Genomic DNA, 14356 nt, shown 5'->3' with positions numbered 1-14356 from the left:
GCATTATACCAACGGTGATAACACCCTAAATTTCAATACCAGAACCCATGCAACAATACAGTGGGATAAAGCACTGCTCACACACCACACCTGTTTCACAATGTTTGAAACGTTCCATAAATGCAGCGTATTTGTGTTTCGCATTGAGCCTTGAGAATATTTAGCTTTCCATCGCGTGTTAATATTAATTATTTGTTAGCTCCCACCACTATTAATAAAGCGTCGTTCACTTGTGCCCGCTAAGAATGTTCTTACAGGATAAAACAGTCAACGCTGACCGTCCTGAATAGCACAAATGCATCAAATAAAATCAGCGTTAATATCACTGGCTATTTTTTAATCAGTTGAAATATTTACAGAAACCGCACTGGTAAACAGAGCGATAACGTAACGGTTAATGTCCTGAGCATGAAGCATAAAAAAAGGCGAGGACCAAAGTCCTCGCCTTTATTTGTTGCAGAAGCGTGACGTTACTTGTTCAGTTCGGCCAGGCTGAGCCAGGTTTGTACCACAGTGTCCGGGTTCAGGGACAGGCTGTCGATCCCCTCTTCCATCAGCCATGCGGCAAAGTCTTCATGGTCGGAAGGACCCTGACCACAGATGCCGACGTACTTGCCCTGTTTTTTCGCGGCGCGGATAGCCATCGACAGCAGCGCTTTCACCGCCTCGTTACGCTCATCAAACAGCGCGGAGACCACGCCGGAGTCGCGATCCAGACCCAGCGCCAGCTGCGTCATATCGTTCGAGCCGATAGAGAAGCCGTCGAAGTGCTCAAGGAACTGCTCTGCCAGCAGGGCGTTGGACGGGATCTCACACATCATGATGATTTTGAGTCCGTTCTCGCCGCGCTTCAGCCCCTGACGCGCCAGCTCGTCAACCACCGCTTTCGCCTGATCCACGGTACGCACGAACGGCACCATGATCTCGACGTTGGTCAGGCCCATCTCGTTACGCACGCGTTTCACCGCCTCGCACTCCAGGGCAAAACAGTCGCGGAAGCTGTCAGAGACATAACGACCGGCGCCACGGAAGCCCAGCATCGGGTTCTCTTCTTCCGGCTCGTAACGCTCGCCGCCCACCAGGTTGGCGTATTCGTTCGATTTGAAGTCAGAGAGACGCACGATCACGCGTTTCGGGAAGAACGCAGCGCCAAGGGTCGCGATCCCTTCGGTCAGACGGCCGACGTAGAACTCTTTCGGCGAGTCGTAGCCCTTCATCATCTCGCGAATTTCTTTCTGCAGCTTCGGATCCTGGTCATCGAACTCCAGCAGCGCACGCGGGTGGACCCCGATCATACGGTTGATGATGAACTCCAGACGCGCCAGGCCAACGCCTTCGTTAGGCAGACAGGCGAAGTCGAACGCGCGGTCCGGGTTGCCGACGTTCATCATGATCTTCAGCGGCAGATCCGGCATGGTATCCACGCTGGAGCTCTTCACGCTGAAGTCCAGCAGTTCCGCGTAGACGTAACCGGTGTCGCCTTCGGCACAGGAGACGGTGACGTTCTCATCGTCTTTCATGCGTTCGGTGGCGTCGCCGCAGCCAACAACCGCCGGAATACCCAGCTCACGGGCGATGATTGCCGCGTGACAGGTACGGCCGCCACGGTTGGTGACAATCGCTGCCGCCTTTTTCATGATCGGTTCCCAGTCCGGGTCGGTCATGTCGGTGACCAGCACGTCGCCCGGCTGGATACGGTTCATTTCGCTGATGTCGTGGATCACTTTCACCGGACCTGCGCCGATGCGGTGACCGATGGCACGGCCTTCAGCGATGATTTTGCCCTGCGCATGCAGGGTGTAACGCTCCATCACCTGGCCGCGGGAGCGGACGGTTTCCGGACGCGCCTGGACGATAAACAGCTTGCCGGTGTTACCGTCTTTGGCCCATTCGATATCCATCGGACGGCCATAGTGCTTCTCAATCTGCACCGCCTGCTTCGCCAGCTCCTGCACTTCGGCATCGGTCAGCGAGAAGCGATCGCACTGTTCCTGCGGCACATCTTCAATCCGGACCTGCTTGCCGTGCTCCTGGGTCGGGGCGTAGATCATGCGGATTTTTTTCGAACCCATGGTGCGACGCACGATAGCCGGGCGATCTGCTGCCAGGGTTGGCTTGTGTACATAGAATTCGTCAGGGTTGACCGCACCCTGCACCACCATCTCGCCCAGACCCCAGGCGGAGGTGATAAAGACCACCTGATCGAAACCCGATTCGGTATCAATAGAGAACATCACGCCTGACGAGGCCAGATCCGAACGCACCATGCGCTGCACGCCCGCCGACAGCGCAACGCCGCGGTGGTCGTAGCCCTGATGCACGCGATAGGAGATGGCGCGGTCGTTAAACAGGGAAGCAAACACGTGTTTAACCGCCACCAGCACCGCATCGTAGCCCTGTACGTTAAGGAAGGTCTCCTGCTGACCGGCAAAGGAGGCATCCGGCATATCTTCTGCGGTGGCGGAGGAGCGCACGGCAAAGGAGGCCTGAGCATCATCAGCGGAGAGCTGGTTATAGGCGTCGTGGATGGCTTTTTCCAGTTCAGGCTGGAAAGGTGTGTCGATGATCCACTGGCGGATCTGCGTCCCGGCTTTGGCAAGCTCGGAGACATCATCAATGTCCGTGTTATCCAGTAGTTCGTAAATGCGCTGGTTTACGCCGCTTTGATCCAGAAAATAGTTAAAAGCATCGGCGGTGGTAGCAAATCCATTCGGTACGGAGACACCCATACTGGACAGATTTGTAATCATTTCACCCAGGGAGGCATTTTTGCCTCCAACTCTGTCTACATCATTCATGCCGAGTTGGTTATACCAAAGCACCAGCGGTGACGAGCCATTGTTGGACATCGAAACAATCCTTTTATGATATATGAACGGGTTTTAAGAAACTCCTTACTGCGTATTTATACTGTCATATTTAATCGCGCTAAAAAAACGGTGAATCGTGTAAGCACTTTTATTTTTTCGCTTTTCAGACTGTTCCCGCTTAAATGCTAACCCGATGATTCCTATGGATTCCCACAAAAAAACTCAGACTTTAGGGTGATTTTGAAAAATGAAACACCCCTTTCATTAAAAATAAAAATAGCGTTTCATTTTGAATTTCCCGCCCCCGTTGACTGTTGTAATTTACTTTTTTAATTTATGCTTTCAGTCAATTACATCTGATATACCGAGTGTGCAAAATGGATAATGCTGTCGATCGCCACGTTTTTTATATTTCCGATGGTACGGCGATCACCGCCGAAGTGCTGGGCCATGCGGTGATGTCGCAATTCCCGGTTTCCATCAACAGCATCACCCTGCCGTTTGTGGAAAACGAGAGCCGCGCCAGAGCGGTGAAAGATCAAATTGATGCCATTTTCCAGCAGACCGGCGAGCGTCCGCTGGTGTTCTACTCGATTGTGATCCCGGAAATCCGCAATATCATTCTGCAAAGTGAAGGTTTCTGCCAGGACATCGTCCAGGCGCTGGTGGCCCCGCTGCAGCAGGAGTTGAAGCTGGACCCTACCCCGGTGGCGCACCGTACCCACGGTCTGAACCCGGCGAATATCATTAAGTACGACGCCCGTATCGCCGCCATTGATTACACCCTCGCCCACGATGACGGCATCTCGATGCGTAACCTCGATCAGGCCCAGGTCATTCTGCTCGGCGTTTCGCGCTGCGGCAAAACCCCCACCAGCCTCTATCTGGCGTTGCAGTTCGGCATCCGCGCGGCAAACTACCCCTTTATTGCCGATGATATGGATAATCTGGTTCTCCCGGCGGCGCTGAAACCGCTCCAGCACAAGCTGTTTGGTCTGACCATTAACCCGGAACGTCTGGCGGCCATCCGCGAAGAGCGCCGGGAAAATAGCCGCTATGCGTCGATGCGCCAGTGCCGGATGGAGGTGGCTGAAGTGGAAGCCCTGTACCGGAAGAACAACATTCCGTGTCTCAACAGTACCAACTATTCGGTAGAAGAGATTGCCACCAAGATCCTCGACATAATGGGGCTGAACCGCCGCATGTACTAACAGGCTAGTACATTGGTTCGCAATCCTTTATACTCGCTACCCATAACAGGGCACGCTTGTGCCCTGCACTTGAAATCAGCGGGGATTGGTTTAAGGTGATGCCCATCACTTCCCGGTAAGTTACCGATGAAGCACTACATTCTGAGAAATACCATGAATAAAACCGATGAACTCCGCACAGCGCGTATCGACAGCCTGGTGACGCCAGCAGAACTGGCCCAGCGATACCCTGTTTCTGCGGCAGTGGCCGACCACGTGACAACGTCACGTAAGCGTATTGAAAAAATCCTGAACGGGGACGATCGCCGCCTGCTGGTGATCGTAGGCCCCTGCTCCATTCACGATCTTGATGCCGCGATGGATTACGCCCAGCGCCTGAAAGGGCTGCGGGATAAGCACCACGCGCGTCTGGAGATCGTGATGCGCACCTACTTTGAGAAACCGCGCACCGTGGTGGGCTGGAAAGGGCTGATCTCCGATCCCGATTTAAACGGCAGCTACCGGGTCAATCACGGCATTCAGCTGGCGCGCAAACTGCTGTTGCAGGTTAACGAACTTGGCGTGCCGACCGCCACCGAATTCCTGGATATGGTGACCGGACAGTTTATCGCCGATCTCATCAGCTGGGGGGCGATTGGCGCACGCACTACGGAAAGCCAGATCCACCGTGAAATGGCCTCGGCGCTCTCCTGCCCGGTGGGCTTCAAAAACGGCACCGACGGCAATACCCGCATTGCGGTGGATGCCATCCGCGCCGCCCGCGCCAGCCATATGTTCCTGTCTCCGGACAAGAACGGCCAGATGACCATCTATCAAACCAGCGGCAACCCGTACGGCCACATCATTATGCGCGGCGGTAAACAGCCGAACTATCATCCGCAGGATATCGCCGAAGCCTGCGACACCCTGCGCGAGTTCGACCTGCCGGAGCAGCTGGTGATCGATTTCAGCCACGGCAACTGCCAGAAACAGCACCGCCGCCAGCTGGACGTCTGCGACGAGGTGTGCCAGCAGATCCGCAACGGCTCCAGCGCCATTGCCGGGATTATGGCCGAAAGTTTCCTGCGCGAAGGCACGCAAAAAGTGGTGGTCGGCCAGCCGATTACCTACGGTCAGTCCATTACCGACCCCTGCCTGAGCTGGGAAGATACCGAAGTGCTGCTGGATAAACTTGCGGTGGCGGTGGACTCTCGCTTCTGACATTTCGCCCGGTGGCGCTTCGCTTACCGGGCCTACGTACCACACTTTGTAGGCCGGGTAAGCGAAGCGCCACCCGGCTTTTTTCATCCCGCACAACCCTTTAACGTTCCCTCAGTCACTGTTTTTTCATAAAACGCTTGCCGTTAAAAATGATTTGTTGATAATGATTATCATTGTTACATTGATTGCTATTTTGAAAAACATTATGTCACGTATGGATAACACCGCAGCAACGCTCACTCGTCCTGAAGACAAAACACAGCCTGCCCCGGACGCGAACGATCGTCGCATTAACAGTAAACAGCTGTTGGGCGAGGAAGGACGCGTCATTATCGAGCATGACGGCCAGCACTACCTGTTGCGCCAGACACATGCCGGAAAATTAATCCTCACAAAATAAGCACCTTCGCCAGCCACCCAGGTTCCCCCAGGCAGCCAGCGCTTTTCACTTTTAAATGGAGAGTGGCTCATGCCATACCTGAATACCGCGTCTTTACGCCCGTCGCTGCTGGCGCTGGCCATTACCACCGCCCTGCCGGGAATAGCCCTTGCCGCCACCGACGACATGACGGTGACCGCCACCGGTAACGCCCGCAGCGCCTTTGAAGCGCCGATGATGGTGACCGTCATTGACGCCACCGCCCCGGAAAATCAAACCGCCAGCTCTGCCGCCGATCTGCTGCGCCACGTCCCGGGCCTGACCCTTGACGGCACCGGGCGCACCAACGGCCAGGACGTCAATCTGCGCGGCTACGATCGTCGCGGCGTGCTGGTGCTGGTGGACGGCGTCCGTCAGGGCACCGATACCGGCCACCTGAACAGCACCTTCCTTGACCCGGCGCTGATCAAGCGCATTGAGATCGTGCGCGGCCCGTCCGCCCTGCTGTACGGCAGCGGTGCGATGGGCGGGGTGATCGCCTATGACACCGCCGATGCAAAAGACCTGCTCCAGCCCGGCCAGAGCAGCGGCTTCCGCGTGTTTGGCACCGCCGCTACCGGCGATCACAGCCTCGGCATGGGGGCCAGCGCCTTTGGCCGGACCGATACTCTCGATGGTCTGGTGGCCTGGTCGAGCCGGGATCGCGGGGATATCCGCCAGGGCGGCGGCGAGACCGCGCCGAACGACGAATCAATCAACAATATGCTGGCAAAAGGCAGCTGGCAGATGGATCAGGCCCAGTCCCTGAGCGGCTCGCTGCGCTATTACAACAACGCGGCGCAGGAGCCCAAAAACCCGCAGACCATCGAGGCCGACGACAGCAGCAACCCGATGACAGACCGCTCCACCATCCAGCGTGATGCGCAACTGGGGTATCACATCGCCCCGGAAGGCAACGACTGGCTGAACGCCGATGCCCGGATCTACTGGTCTGAAGCGCGAATTAATGCCCAGAACATCGACGGCACCGGGGAGTACCGCGAGCAGACCACCAAAGGCGGCAAAGTGGAAAACCGCACTCGCCTGTTTGCCGACTCTTTCGCCTCGCACCTGCTGACCTACGGCGGCGAGTATTACCGTCAGGAGCAGTCGCCTTCTGGCGCCACCACCGGCTTCCCGGATGCGAGCATCGACTTCAGCTCCGGCTGGCTGCAGGATGAGATCACCCTGCGCGATCTGCCCGTCACCCTGCTGGGCGGCACCCGCTACGATAATTACCGCGGCAGCAGCGACGGCTACGAGGACGTGGACGCCGATAAGTGGTCATCACGCGCCGGGATCACCGTCTCCCCGACCGACTGGCTGATGATGTTCGGCTCTTATGCCCAGGCCTTCCGTGCCCCGACGATGGGCGAGATGTACAACGACGCGAAGCACTTCTCCATTGGCCGGTTCTACACCAACTACTGGGTGCCGAACCCGAATCTGCGCCCGGAAACCAACGAAACCCAGGAGTACGGATTTGGCCTGCGCTTTGACGATCTGATGCTCGCCAACGATGCGCTGGAGTTCAAAGCCAGCTACTTTGATACCAACGCCAAAGATTACATCTCCACCACCGTCGATTTCGCCGCCGCGACCACCATGTCGTACAACGTGCCGAACGCCAAAATCTGGGGCTGGGACATGATGGCGAAATACTCCGCCAGCCTGTTCAGCCTGGATGTGGCCTATAACCGCACCCGGGGCAAAGACACCGACACCGGGGAGTACATCTCCAGCATCAGCCCGGATACCGTCTCCAGCAAGCTCGACATCCCGCTGGCGCAGAGCGGCTTCAACGTGGGCTGGATTGGCACCTTCGCCGATCGCTCCACCCACGTGAGCAGCAGCTACAGCCACCAGCCGGGCTACGCGGTGAACGATTTCTACGTCAGCTATCAAGGCCAGCAGGCGCTGAAGGGCGTCACCACCACTCTGGTGCTCGGCAACGCCTTCGACAAAGAGTACTGGTCGCCGCAGGGCATCCCGCAGGATGGGCGCAACGGCAAGATTTTCGTAAGTTATCAGTGGTAATCCCCTTGCCCCGGCTGCGGGGCATTTATCCGGAAGGAAGAGACAATGAATCACTACACACGCTGGCTTGAACTAAAAGAAGAAAACCCGGGGAAATACGCGCGTGATATCGCCGCGCTGATGAACATCAGCGAAGCCGAACTGACCTATGCGCGGGTGGGCCACGATGCCTGGCGTCTGCATGGCGACATTCGTGAGATCCTCGGCGCGCTGGAAGCGACGGGCGAAACCAAATGCATCTGCCGCAACGACTATGCGGTTCACGAGCAGGTGGGCACCTTTACCAACCAGCACCTGAATGGCCATGCCGGGCTGGTGCTCAACCCGCGCGCACTGGATCTGCGCCTGTTCCTCAACCAGTGGGCGAGCGTGTTCCATATCAGCGAAACCACTGCCCGCGGCGAACGTCAGAGCATCCAGTTTTTTGACCATCAGGGCGATGCGCTGCTGAAGGTTTACACTACCGACAACACCGATATCTCCGCCTGGGGCGACGTGCTGACCCGCTTTATCTTTGCCGATAACCCGCCGCTGGCGCTGAAGGCTGCCGAGGTGAGCGCTGAGGTGGCAAACGCCGATGCCGCAACGGTAGACAGCGAGTGGCGCGCCATGACCGACGTACACCAGTTCTTCGGCCTGCTTAAGCGCCACGGCCTGACCCGTCAGCAGGCGTTCCGCCTGGTGGGTGACGATCTGGCCTGTCAGGTGGATAACCGCGCCCTGGCGCAGCTGCTGGACACCGCCCGTCAGGACGCCAACGAGATCATGATCTTCGTCGGCAACCGCGGCTGCGTGCAGATCTTCACCGGCAAGGTGGAGAAAGTGGTGCCGATGAAAGGCTGGCTGAACATCTTTAACCCGGCCTTCACCCTGCATCTGCTGGAAGAGACCATCGCCGAGACCTGGGTGACGCGTAAACCGACCGCCGACGGCCACGTTACCAGCCTTGAGCTGTTTGCCGCCGACGGGACGCAGATCGCCCAGCTGTACGGTCAGCGTACGGAAGGCGAGCCCGAGCAGCGCCAGTGGCGTGCCCAGATTGACGCCCTGACGGTGAAAGGGCTGGCCGCATGAGAAAACTGCTTGCCCTGATTGCCGCGCTGCCGCTGGCCGCTTTTGCCGCCCCGCAGGAGAAGATCGTTGCCCTTGGCGGGGACGTCACGGAGATTGTCTACGCTCTGGGCGCCGGGGATTCACTGGTGGCGCGCGACAGCACCAGCCAGTGGCCGGAACAGGCCAACTCGCTGCCGGACGTGGGCTACCTGCGCCAGCTCAATGCCGAGGGGATCCTGGCGATGCGCCCGACGGTGGTGTTAGCCAGCGCCCAGGCGCAGCCTTCCCTGGCGCTCAAACAGGTCGGGCAAAGCAACATCAGGGTGGTGACGGTGCCGGGCAGCAATGCGCTCAGCGTCATCGACGAGAAAGTGCGCCTGATAGCGCAGGCGACGCACCGCGTCTCCGAAGGGGAAGCCCTGCGCCAGCGTCTGAATCAGGAGCTGGCCGCGATGCCCTCCTCCCCGCTTAACAAGCGGGTGCTGTTCATTCTCAATCACGGCGGGATGACCGCCATGGCTGCCGGGCAGAATACCGGCGCCGATGCGGCGATCCGCGCCGCGGGTCTGCAAAACGCCATGCAGGGGTTCTCCCGTTACCAGCCGCTCTCTCAGGAGGGCGTGATCGCCAGCCAGCCCGATTTGGTGGTGATTTCGCAGGCCGGGGTAAAAGCGATGGGCGGAGAAGAGAATCTGTGGAAGCTGCCAGGTCTGGCGCAAACCCCTGCCGGGCGTAATAAGCAGGTGTTACAGATTGACGATATGGCGCTGCTCGGGTTCAGCGTGCGTACCCCGCAGGCGATTGGCCAGCTGCGCAGCAAAGCTGAGCAACTGCCCTGATGCCTCGCCGTATTCTCTGCTCGCTGTGGGGGCTGGCGCTGGCGCTGGCCCTGATGACGCTGCTGGCCACCGGTTTTGGCGCGTTGCGCCTGCCGGTGAACCTGCTCTGGAGCGGCACCGACGAGGCGCTACGCCAGATCTGGCTCACCATTCGCCTGCCCCGGGTGCTGCTGGCCCTGGTGATTGGCGGCTCGCTGGCGCTGGCGGGCTGCGTGATGCAGGGCCTGTTTCGTAATCCCCTCGCCGACCCCGGGTTGCTTGGGATCAGCAGCGGTGCCGCCTGCGCCGTCGCCCTGTGGGTGGTGCTGCCCATCACCCTGCCCGCCCTGCTGATGCTCTATGCCCCGATGCTGGCGGCCTTTCTTGGCGCGCTGGCGGCAACGGTCGTCATTTTTCTGCTTAGCCAGCAGCGGGAGAATTCCCTCTCGCGCCTGCTGCTGGTGGGGATCGCCATCAATGCCCTGTGCGGCGCGGCGGTGGGCGTGCTCTCCTGGGTAAGTAACGACGCCCAGCTGCGCCAGCTCTCCCTGTGGGGAATGGGCAGCCTCGGCCAGGCCCAGTGGTCCACCCTGCTGGCGGTGACCTCGCTGATGATCCCGACGGTGCTGGTTATCTGGCGGCTGGCGGCAGCCCTGAATCTGCTCCAGCTTGGCGAGGAAGAGGCGCACTATCTGGGCGTCGATGTGCGGATCGTCCAGCGCATCCTGCTTTTATGCAGCGCCCTGCTGGTGGCCGCCGCGGTGGCGGTCAGCGGCGTGATCGGTTTTATTGGCCTGGTGGTGCCGCACCTGATCCGCATGTGGCTGGGGTCGGATCACCGGGCGGTGATCCCCGGCTCGGTGCTGGCGGGGGCTTTTTTGCTGCTGATCGCCGATACCGCCGCGCGCACGCTGGTGGCTCCGGCGGAGATGCCGGTGGGATTGCTGACCAGCATTCTTGGCGCGCCCTGGTTCCTGTGGCTTATTTTTCGTCGTGGAGGCCAGCATGGCTGAATCCCTGGTTGCCGACGGTTTGACCTACAGGGTGGCAGGCCGGACGGTGGTGCGCGACGTCTCGCTGTCCCTTTTGCCGGGAGAGCTGGTGGCGCTGATCGGCCCAAACGGCGCGGGCAAATCCACCCTGCTGCGCCTGTTAACCGGATTTCTCAAACCGGATTCAGGGCGCTGCCTGCTGGACGATAAAGCGCTGGACGGCTGGAGTACACAGAGTTTATCCCGGATGCGGGCGGTGATGCGCCAGCAAACCCAGCTCGGTTTTGACTGGCCGGTTGCGGCGGTGATCGGCATGGGGCGCTCGCCGTGGACGCAACATCCCGAGCCGCAGATCGTCAGCGAGGTGATGCAGCTTACCGGCTGCCAGCCGCTTGCCGGTCGCCAGTATGCGGCCCTCTCGGGGGGAGAGCAGCAGCGGGTGCAGCTGGCCCGGGCGCTGGCTCAGCTCTGGCATGGCGGCGCACCGCGCGGCTGGCTGTTTCTCGATGAGCCCACCTCGGCGCTGGATCTCTATCACCAGCAGCATCTGCTGCGCCTGCTAAAGGCTCTCGTTCAGGAAGGAAAACTGCACGTCTGCGTGGTGCTGCACGATCTCAATCTGGCGGCCTTATGGGCAGATCGGATCGTGCTCCTGCACGACGGCAGAATCGTGTCGCAGGGGACACCACAGGAGGTGTTACAGGCTGACGACCTGACGCGCTGGTACGGCGCACAGGTGCAGGTGGGGCAGCATCCGCTTAATGCCAGCCCCCAGGTTTTTCTCAAACCTTAACTGGAACAACTTACTTCCAGCCGTTTGCCCCAGTCCGGCGGGCGGCTGATGTAGTCGTCATTACGATCGGCAAACGGCGTACGCAGGGCTTCGTGCAAGCGGTGAAGCTCGGCGTAATCGCCTTTCTCCGCCTGCTCGATCGCCCGCTGCGCCAGCCAGTTGCGTAATACCATGGCCGGGTTGACTGCGTTCATCTGCGCCTGACGCACCTCGTCCGCCACGTTCTCCTGCTGCAGACGCGCGCGGTAGGTCGCAAACCAGTCATCAAACGCCTGACGATCGATAAACTCATCGCGCAGCGGTGAGGCGGCGCTGTGCTGCTCGGTCTGGCCCAGCATGCGCAACGTACGGGTGTAGTCGCTGCCTTCCCGGGCCATCAGCGCAAACAGGTTATTCAGCAGCTCGTTATCGCCCTTCTCCTGCGTCATCAGCCCCAGCTTGCGGCGCATCAGCTTGCCGTACTGCTGGAGCAAGACGTCCTGATAGCTGTCCAGCGCGTCGTTAAGCGCGTCAACGTCGATAAAGGGTGAGAGCGATTGCGCCAGACGCTGCAGGTTCCACAGGCCCACCGCAGGCTGGTTATCAAAACTGTAACGCCCCTGATAGTCGGAGTGGTTGCAGATATAGCCCGGCTGATAGTCGTCGAGAAAACCGTAAGGACCGTAATCGATGGTCAGGCCGAGGATCGACATGTTGTCGGTATTCATCACGCCGTGCGCAAAGCCCACCGTCTGCCAGCAGGCGATAAGCGATGCGGTACGTGCCACCACGTCGCGGAACCAGAGGATGTACTTATCGGCCTCGTCCTGCCACTGGGGCCAGTGATGGCGAATGATAAAGTCCGCCAGCTGGCGCACTTTCTCCGGCTCGCGGCGATAGTAGAAGTGTTCGAAATGGCCGAAACGGGCGTGGCTCTGAGCTACGCGGATCAGCATCGCGCCCTGCTCCATGCTCTCACGCGCCACCGGGGTGTCGCTGGTGACAATCGACAGCGCGCGGGTGGAGGGAATTCCCAGGGCGTGCATCGCTTCCGAGGCCAGGCTTTCGCGGATGGTGGAGCGCAGAACGGCGCGGCCATCGCCCATACGTGAGTACGGCGTGAGCCCGGCGCCCTTCAGGTGCCAGTCCATGGTTTGTCCGTTGGCGAGCTGCTGTTCGCCGAGCAGGATCCCTCGCCCGTCACCTAATTGACCGGCCCAGACGCCAAACTGATGTCCGCTGTACACCTGCGCCAGCGGCTGCATGCCGGGCAGCAGCGTTTCGCCGCCAAAAACGCCAGCACCCTGCTCCGGCCTGAACAGCGATTCCGGGATCGCCAGTTCGGCGGCCAGCGCCGAGTTATGCCAGATCAGGCGGGCATTATTCAGGGGAGTGGGTTTCAGTGCCGTATAAAAACCGGGTAATTCATCATGCCAGTGCGCGGTAAAAGACAGGGTCATAGGTCCTCCTGCTTTTAGTGTAGTGGGTTTGTCAGCGGTTAAACACCGGGTAAGACAAGGGTTATACCTGCACCAGGGAGGTTATACGCTCAAGGGGAACGGCAGGCCACAGGCTGCCCTGCATGGCGCTAAAGCCGTACACCGACAGCCGCCGCAGCGCAACGTCATCATCCACGCCCGCCACCATCAGTGACTGACAGTACGGCGATATCTGGATAAAGATCGCCCGTAAGAAAGGATCGAAGGTATTTTGAGTGAGCTGTTGCTGAATGAAGTTTTTATCCAGCGCCACGCGTTTAAACATGCCGTCAAAAATGGCTTTGGTTGAGGCATCCCCGGCACCAAAATTGCCCAGCACCAGCGGAAAACGCAGTGCGAAATTCATTAGCGAGGTATTCAAATTGCCTTTATTGAGATCCGGATAGTTTTCATAAATGGTGAACTCCAGCCACGGATGACGTTCACATATTGAAACACCTTCTTCTTCTGTTAGCAGATATTCAACAATCACCGGGGAGATATTTATCCACGCCAGGAGCTGTTGCTGAATAAAAAAGAGTTTGCAGGTTTCAAGCAGCGCAAGTTGCTCATGAAAAAGCATCAACTCTTGCGCAGGCGTTAACAAAGGACGCACCAGTTCAGTAGGAATGCGCACAAGGCTGTTAACACCAACAAAATTGACGTTTATTTCAAGACCTTTAAGCGCCCCTGAATCATGGCGCGCGGGGACTAATAAAAATTCTGTTTGATAAGCAATATCCAGCATCACAATCATGGCGTCCGTCCTGATTTAAAGACGATACAAGACATCCTGAGACATATGCTGAAGTAATTCAACCATTTGGATTTTATAAAGAATAATCTCATTCGTTCCATTTAATTTTCGGATTTTCCTTAGTCCTGAAAATAATCTTATCCTGGATAAAGCTTAATAGCCAGTTTTCCCTAACTGCCAGAATTGATTCAAATTAATTCCACCTGCTGCAGATTCAGAATTAATGTCCTGAAACGAATCTCATTTAAACAAAGGATCGGCGTCGCGCCAGGCCGGCGCGACGAGATTAAATGCGTCGGGCTTGCCAGAAGTTTTTGCGCCAGTAAACATTATTGAGAGAGGAGCGCATCACGCCGCGACTGGTCGAGGCATGAATAAATTGATTATCGGTATCGTATATCCCGACGTGCAGGCCGCTTTCGCCAGAGCCGGTTTTAAAGAACACCAGATCGCCAGGCAACAGATCGTCTTTATCAATCTCGGTGCCTATTGTCGCCTGCTGGCGCGTTTCTCGCGGCAACTGCAACGCAAACTGGTCGCGAAACGTCAGCAAGACAAACCCCGAACAATCAATACCACCGCGCGTCATGCCACCGTAGCGGTAAGGCGTACCGCCCCAGTTGTGCAGTTGATCGTTGAGACCCGCAATCACCGCGATAGAATCAGACAGCCGCGCGTTCGGCGGCGGTGCGCGATGGCTGCTGCATCCTGCAAGAAATAGCGCGGCTACCAATAGAAAACAGAATCGCATTCCCGACGAATCCTCTGATTTTTTGGATTTTCCGTAATTTAGCCTGTGAATATGTCGCT

General features: G+C 58.1%; 12 protein-coding genes. 8 read left to right on the top strand and 4 right to left on the bottom strand.

Annotated features, from left to right (window positions below):
• Positions 1-470: 470 nt before the first annotated feature.
• Positions 471-2849, bottom strand: coding sequence for a phosphoenolpyruvate synthase (gene ppsA, locus FFB58_RS01780; RefSeq protein ID WP_039029089.1), 2379 nt, complete (start codon positions 2847-2849; stop codon positions 471-473).
• Positions 2850-3187: 338 nt separating this feature from the next.
• On the opposite strand from ppsA, the gene FFB58_RS01775 reads away from it, so the two are divergent.
• From FFB58_RS01775 to FFB58_RS01740, 8 genes are all read left to right on the top strand, one after another.
• Positions 3188-4021, top strand: a complete 834-nt coding sequence (locus FFB58_RS01775) for a pyruvate, water dikinase regulatory protein (protein ID WP_039029088.1) — start codon at positions 3188-3190, stop codon at positions 4019-4021.
• A 153-nt stretch (positions 4022-4174) separates the two neighbouring features.
• On the top strand, positions 4175-5221 hold the full coding sequence (aroH, locus tag FFB58_RS01770; RefSeq protein WP_138368794.1) for a 3-deoxy-7-phosphoheptulonate synthase AroH: 1047 nt from the start codon (positions 4175-4177) through the stop codon (positions 5219-5221).
• Positions 5222-5384: 163 nt separating this feature from the next.
• Positions 5385-5621, top strand: coding sequence for a hemin uptake protein HemP (gene hemP / locus FFB58_RS01765; RefSeq protein ID WP_039029087.1), 237 nt, complete (start codon positions 5385-5387; stop codon positions 5619-5621).
• Positions 5622-5690: 69 nt separating this feature from the next.
• A complete protein-coding gene (locus FFB58_RS01760; protein ID WP_138368793.1) occupies positions 5691-7676 on the top strand; it encodes a TonB-dependent hemoglobin/transferrin/lactoferrin family receptor in 1986 nt (661 codons plus the stop codon).
• A 45-nt stretch (positions 7677-7721) separates the two neighbouring features.
• Entirely contained in the window at positions 7722-8750 is a 1029-nt protein-coding gene (gene chuS / locus FFB58_RS01755) for a hematinate-forming heme oxygenase ChuS (RefSeq protein ID WP_138368792.1), read from the top strand.
• Positions 8747-9568: a hemin ABC transporter substrate-binding protein gene (locus FFB58_RS01750; RefSeq protein WP_138368791.1), complete on the top strand. Its 822-nt coding sequence runs from the start codon at positions 8747-8749 to the stop codon at positions 9566-9568. The genes chuS and FFB58_RS01750 overlap by 4 nt, the downstream gene beginning before the upstream one ends.
• A complete protein-coding gene (locus FFB58_RS01745) occupies positions 9568-10560 on the top strand; it encodes an iron ABC transporter permease (RefSeq protein ID WP_138368790.1) in 993 nt (330 codons plus the stop codon). The genes FFB58_RS01750 and FFB58_RS01745 overlap by 1 nt, the downstream gene beginning before the upstream one ends.
• Positions 10553-11332, top strand: a complete 780-nt coding sequence (locus FFB58_RS01740) for a heme ABC transporter ATP-binding protein (RefSeq protein ID WP_138368789.1) — start codon at positions 10553-10555, stop codon at positions 11330-11332. Before FFB58_RS01745 ends, FFB58_RS01740 begins: the two co-directional genes overlap by 8 nt.
• On the opposite strand, the gene selO is transcribed toward FFB58_RS01740, so the two are convergent.
• The 3 genes from selO to FFB58_RS01725 form a co-directional block, all read right to left on the bottom strand.
• Positions 11329-12771 carry a protein adenylyltransferase SelO gene (gene selO, locus FFB58_RS01735; RefSeq protein WP_138368788.1) on the bottom strand — a complete coding sequence of 481 codons (1443 nt, stop codon included), beginning with the start codon at positions 12769-12771 and terminating at the stop codon, positions 11329-11331. The two genes, FFB58_RS01740 and selO, sit on opposite strands and share 4 nt — an antisense overlap.
• 61 nt (positions 12772-12832) lie before the next feature.
• On the bottom strand, positions 12833-13546 hold the full coding sequence (locus FFB58_RS01730; protein WP_138368787.1) for an EAL domain-containing protein: 714 nt from the start codon (positions 13544-13546) through the stop codon (positions 12833-12835).
• A 286-nt stretch (positions 13547-13832) separates the two neighbouring features.
• Entirely contained in the window at positions 13833-14297 is a 465-nt protein-coding gene (locus tag FFB58_RS01725; RefSeq protein WP_138368786.1) for an NlpC/P60 family protein, read from the bottom strand.
• Positions 14298-14356: the final 59 nt, after the last annotated feature.

The organism is Enterobacter sp. MF024 (assembly GCF_005843915.1).
Lineage (GTDB): Bacteria > Pseudomonadota > Gammaproteobacteria > Enterobacterales > Enterobacteriaceae > Enterobacter > Enterobacter barmai.
Note: the sequence above shows the minus strand (reverse complement) of the source record. Positions and strands in the feature narration are given on the sequence as shown.

Excerpts from the sequence above, each read along its gene's own strand:
- ppsA (WP_039029089.1), bottom strand. The coding sequence starts at position 2,849 with ATGTCCAACAATGGCTCGTCACCGCTGGTGCTTTGGTATAACCAACTC.
- FFB58_RS01775 (WP_039029088.1), top strand. The coding sequence starts at position 3,188 with ATGGATAATGCTGTCGATCGCCACGTTTTTTATATTTCCGATGGTACG.
- aroH (WP_138368794.1), top strand. The coding sequence starts at position 4,175 with ATGAATAAAACCGATGAACTCCGCACAGCGCGTATCGACAGCCTGGTG.
- hemP (WP_039029087.1), top strand. The coding sequence starts at position 5,385 with ATGATTATCATTGTTACATTGATTGCTATTTTGAAAAACATTATGTCA.
- FFB58_RS01760 (WP_138368793.1), top strand. The coding sequence starts at position 5,691 with ATGCCATACCTGAATACCGCGTCTTTACGCCCGTCGCTGCTGGCGCTG.
- chuS (WP_138368792.1), top strand. The coding sequence starts at position 7,722 with ATGAATCACTACACACGCTGGCTTGAACTAAAAGAAGAAAACCCGGGG.
- FFB58_RS01750 (WP_138368791.1), top strand. The coding sequence starts at position 8,747 with ATGAGAAAACTGCTTGCCCTGATTGCCGCGCTGCCGCTGGCCGCTTTT.
- FFB58_RS01745 (WP_138368790.1), top strand. The coding sequence starts at position 9,568 with ATGCCTCGCCGTATTCTCTGCTCGCTGTGGGGGCTGGCGCTGGCGCTG.
- FFB58_RS01740 (WP_138368789.1), top strand. The coding sequence starts at position 10,553 with ATGGCTGAATCCCTGGTTGCCGACGGTTTGACCTACAGGGTGGCAGGC.
- selO (WP_138368788.1), bottom strand. The coding sequence starts at position 12,771 with ATGACCCTGTCTTTTACCGCGCACTGGCATGATGAATTACCCGGTTTT.
- FFB58_RS01730 (WP_138368787.1), bottom strand. The coding sequence starts at position 13,546 with ATGATTGTGATGCTGGATATTGCTTATCAAACAGAATTTTTATTAGTC.
- FFB58_RS01725 (WP_138368786.1), bottom strand. The coding sequence starts at position 14,297 with ATGCGATTCTGTTTTCTATTGGTAGCCGCGCTATTTCTTGCAGGATGC.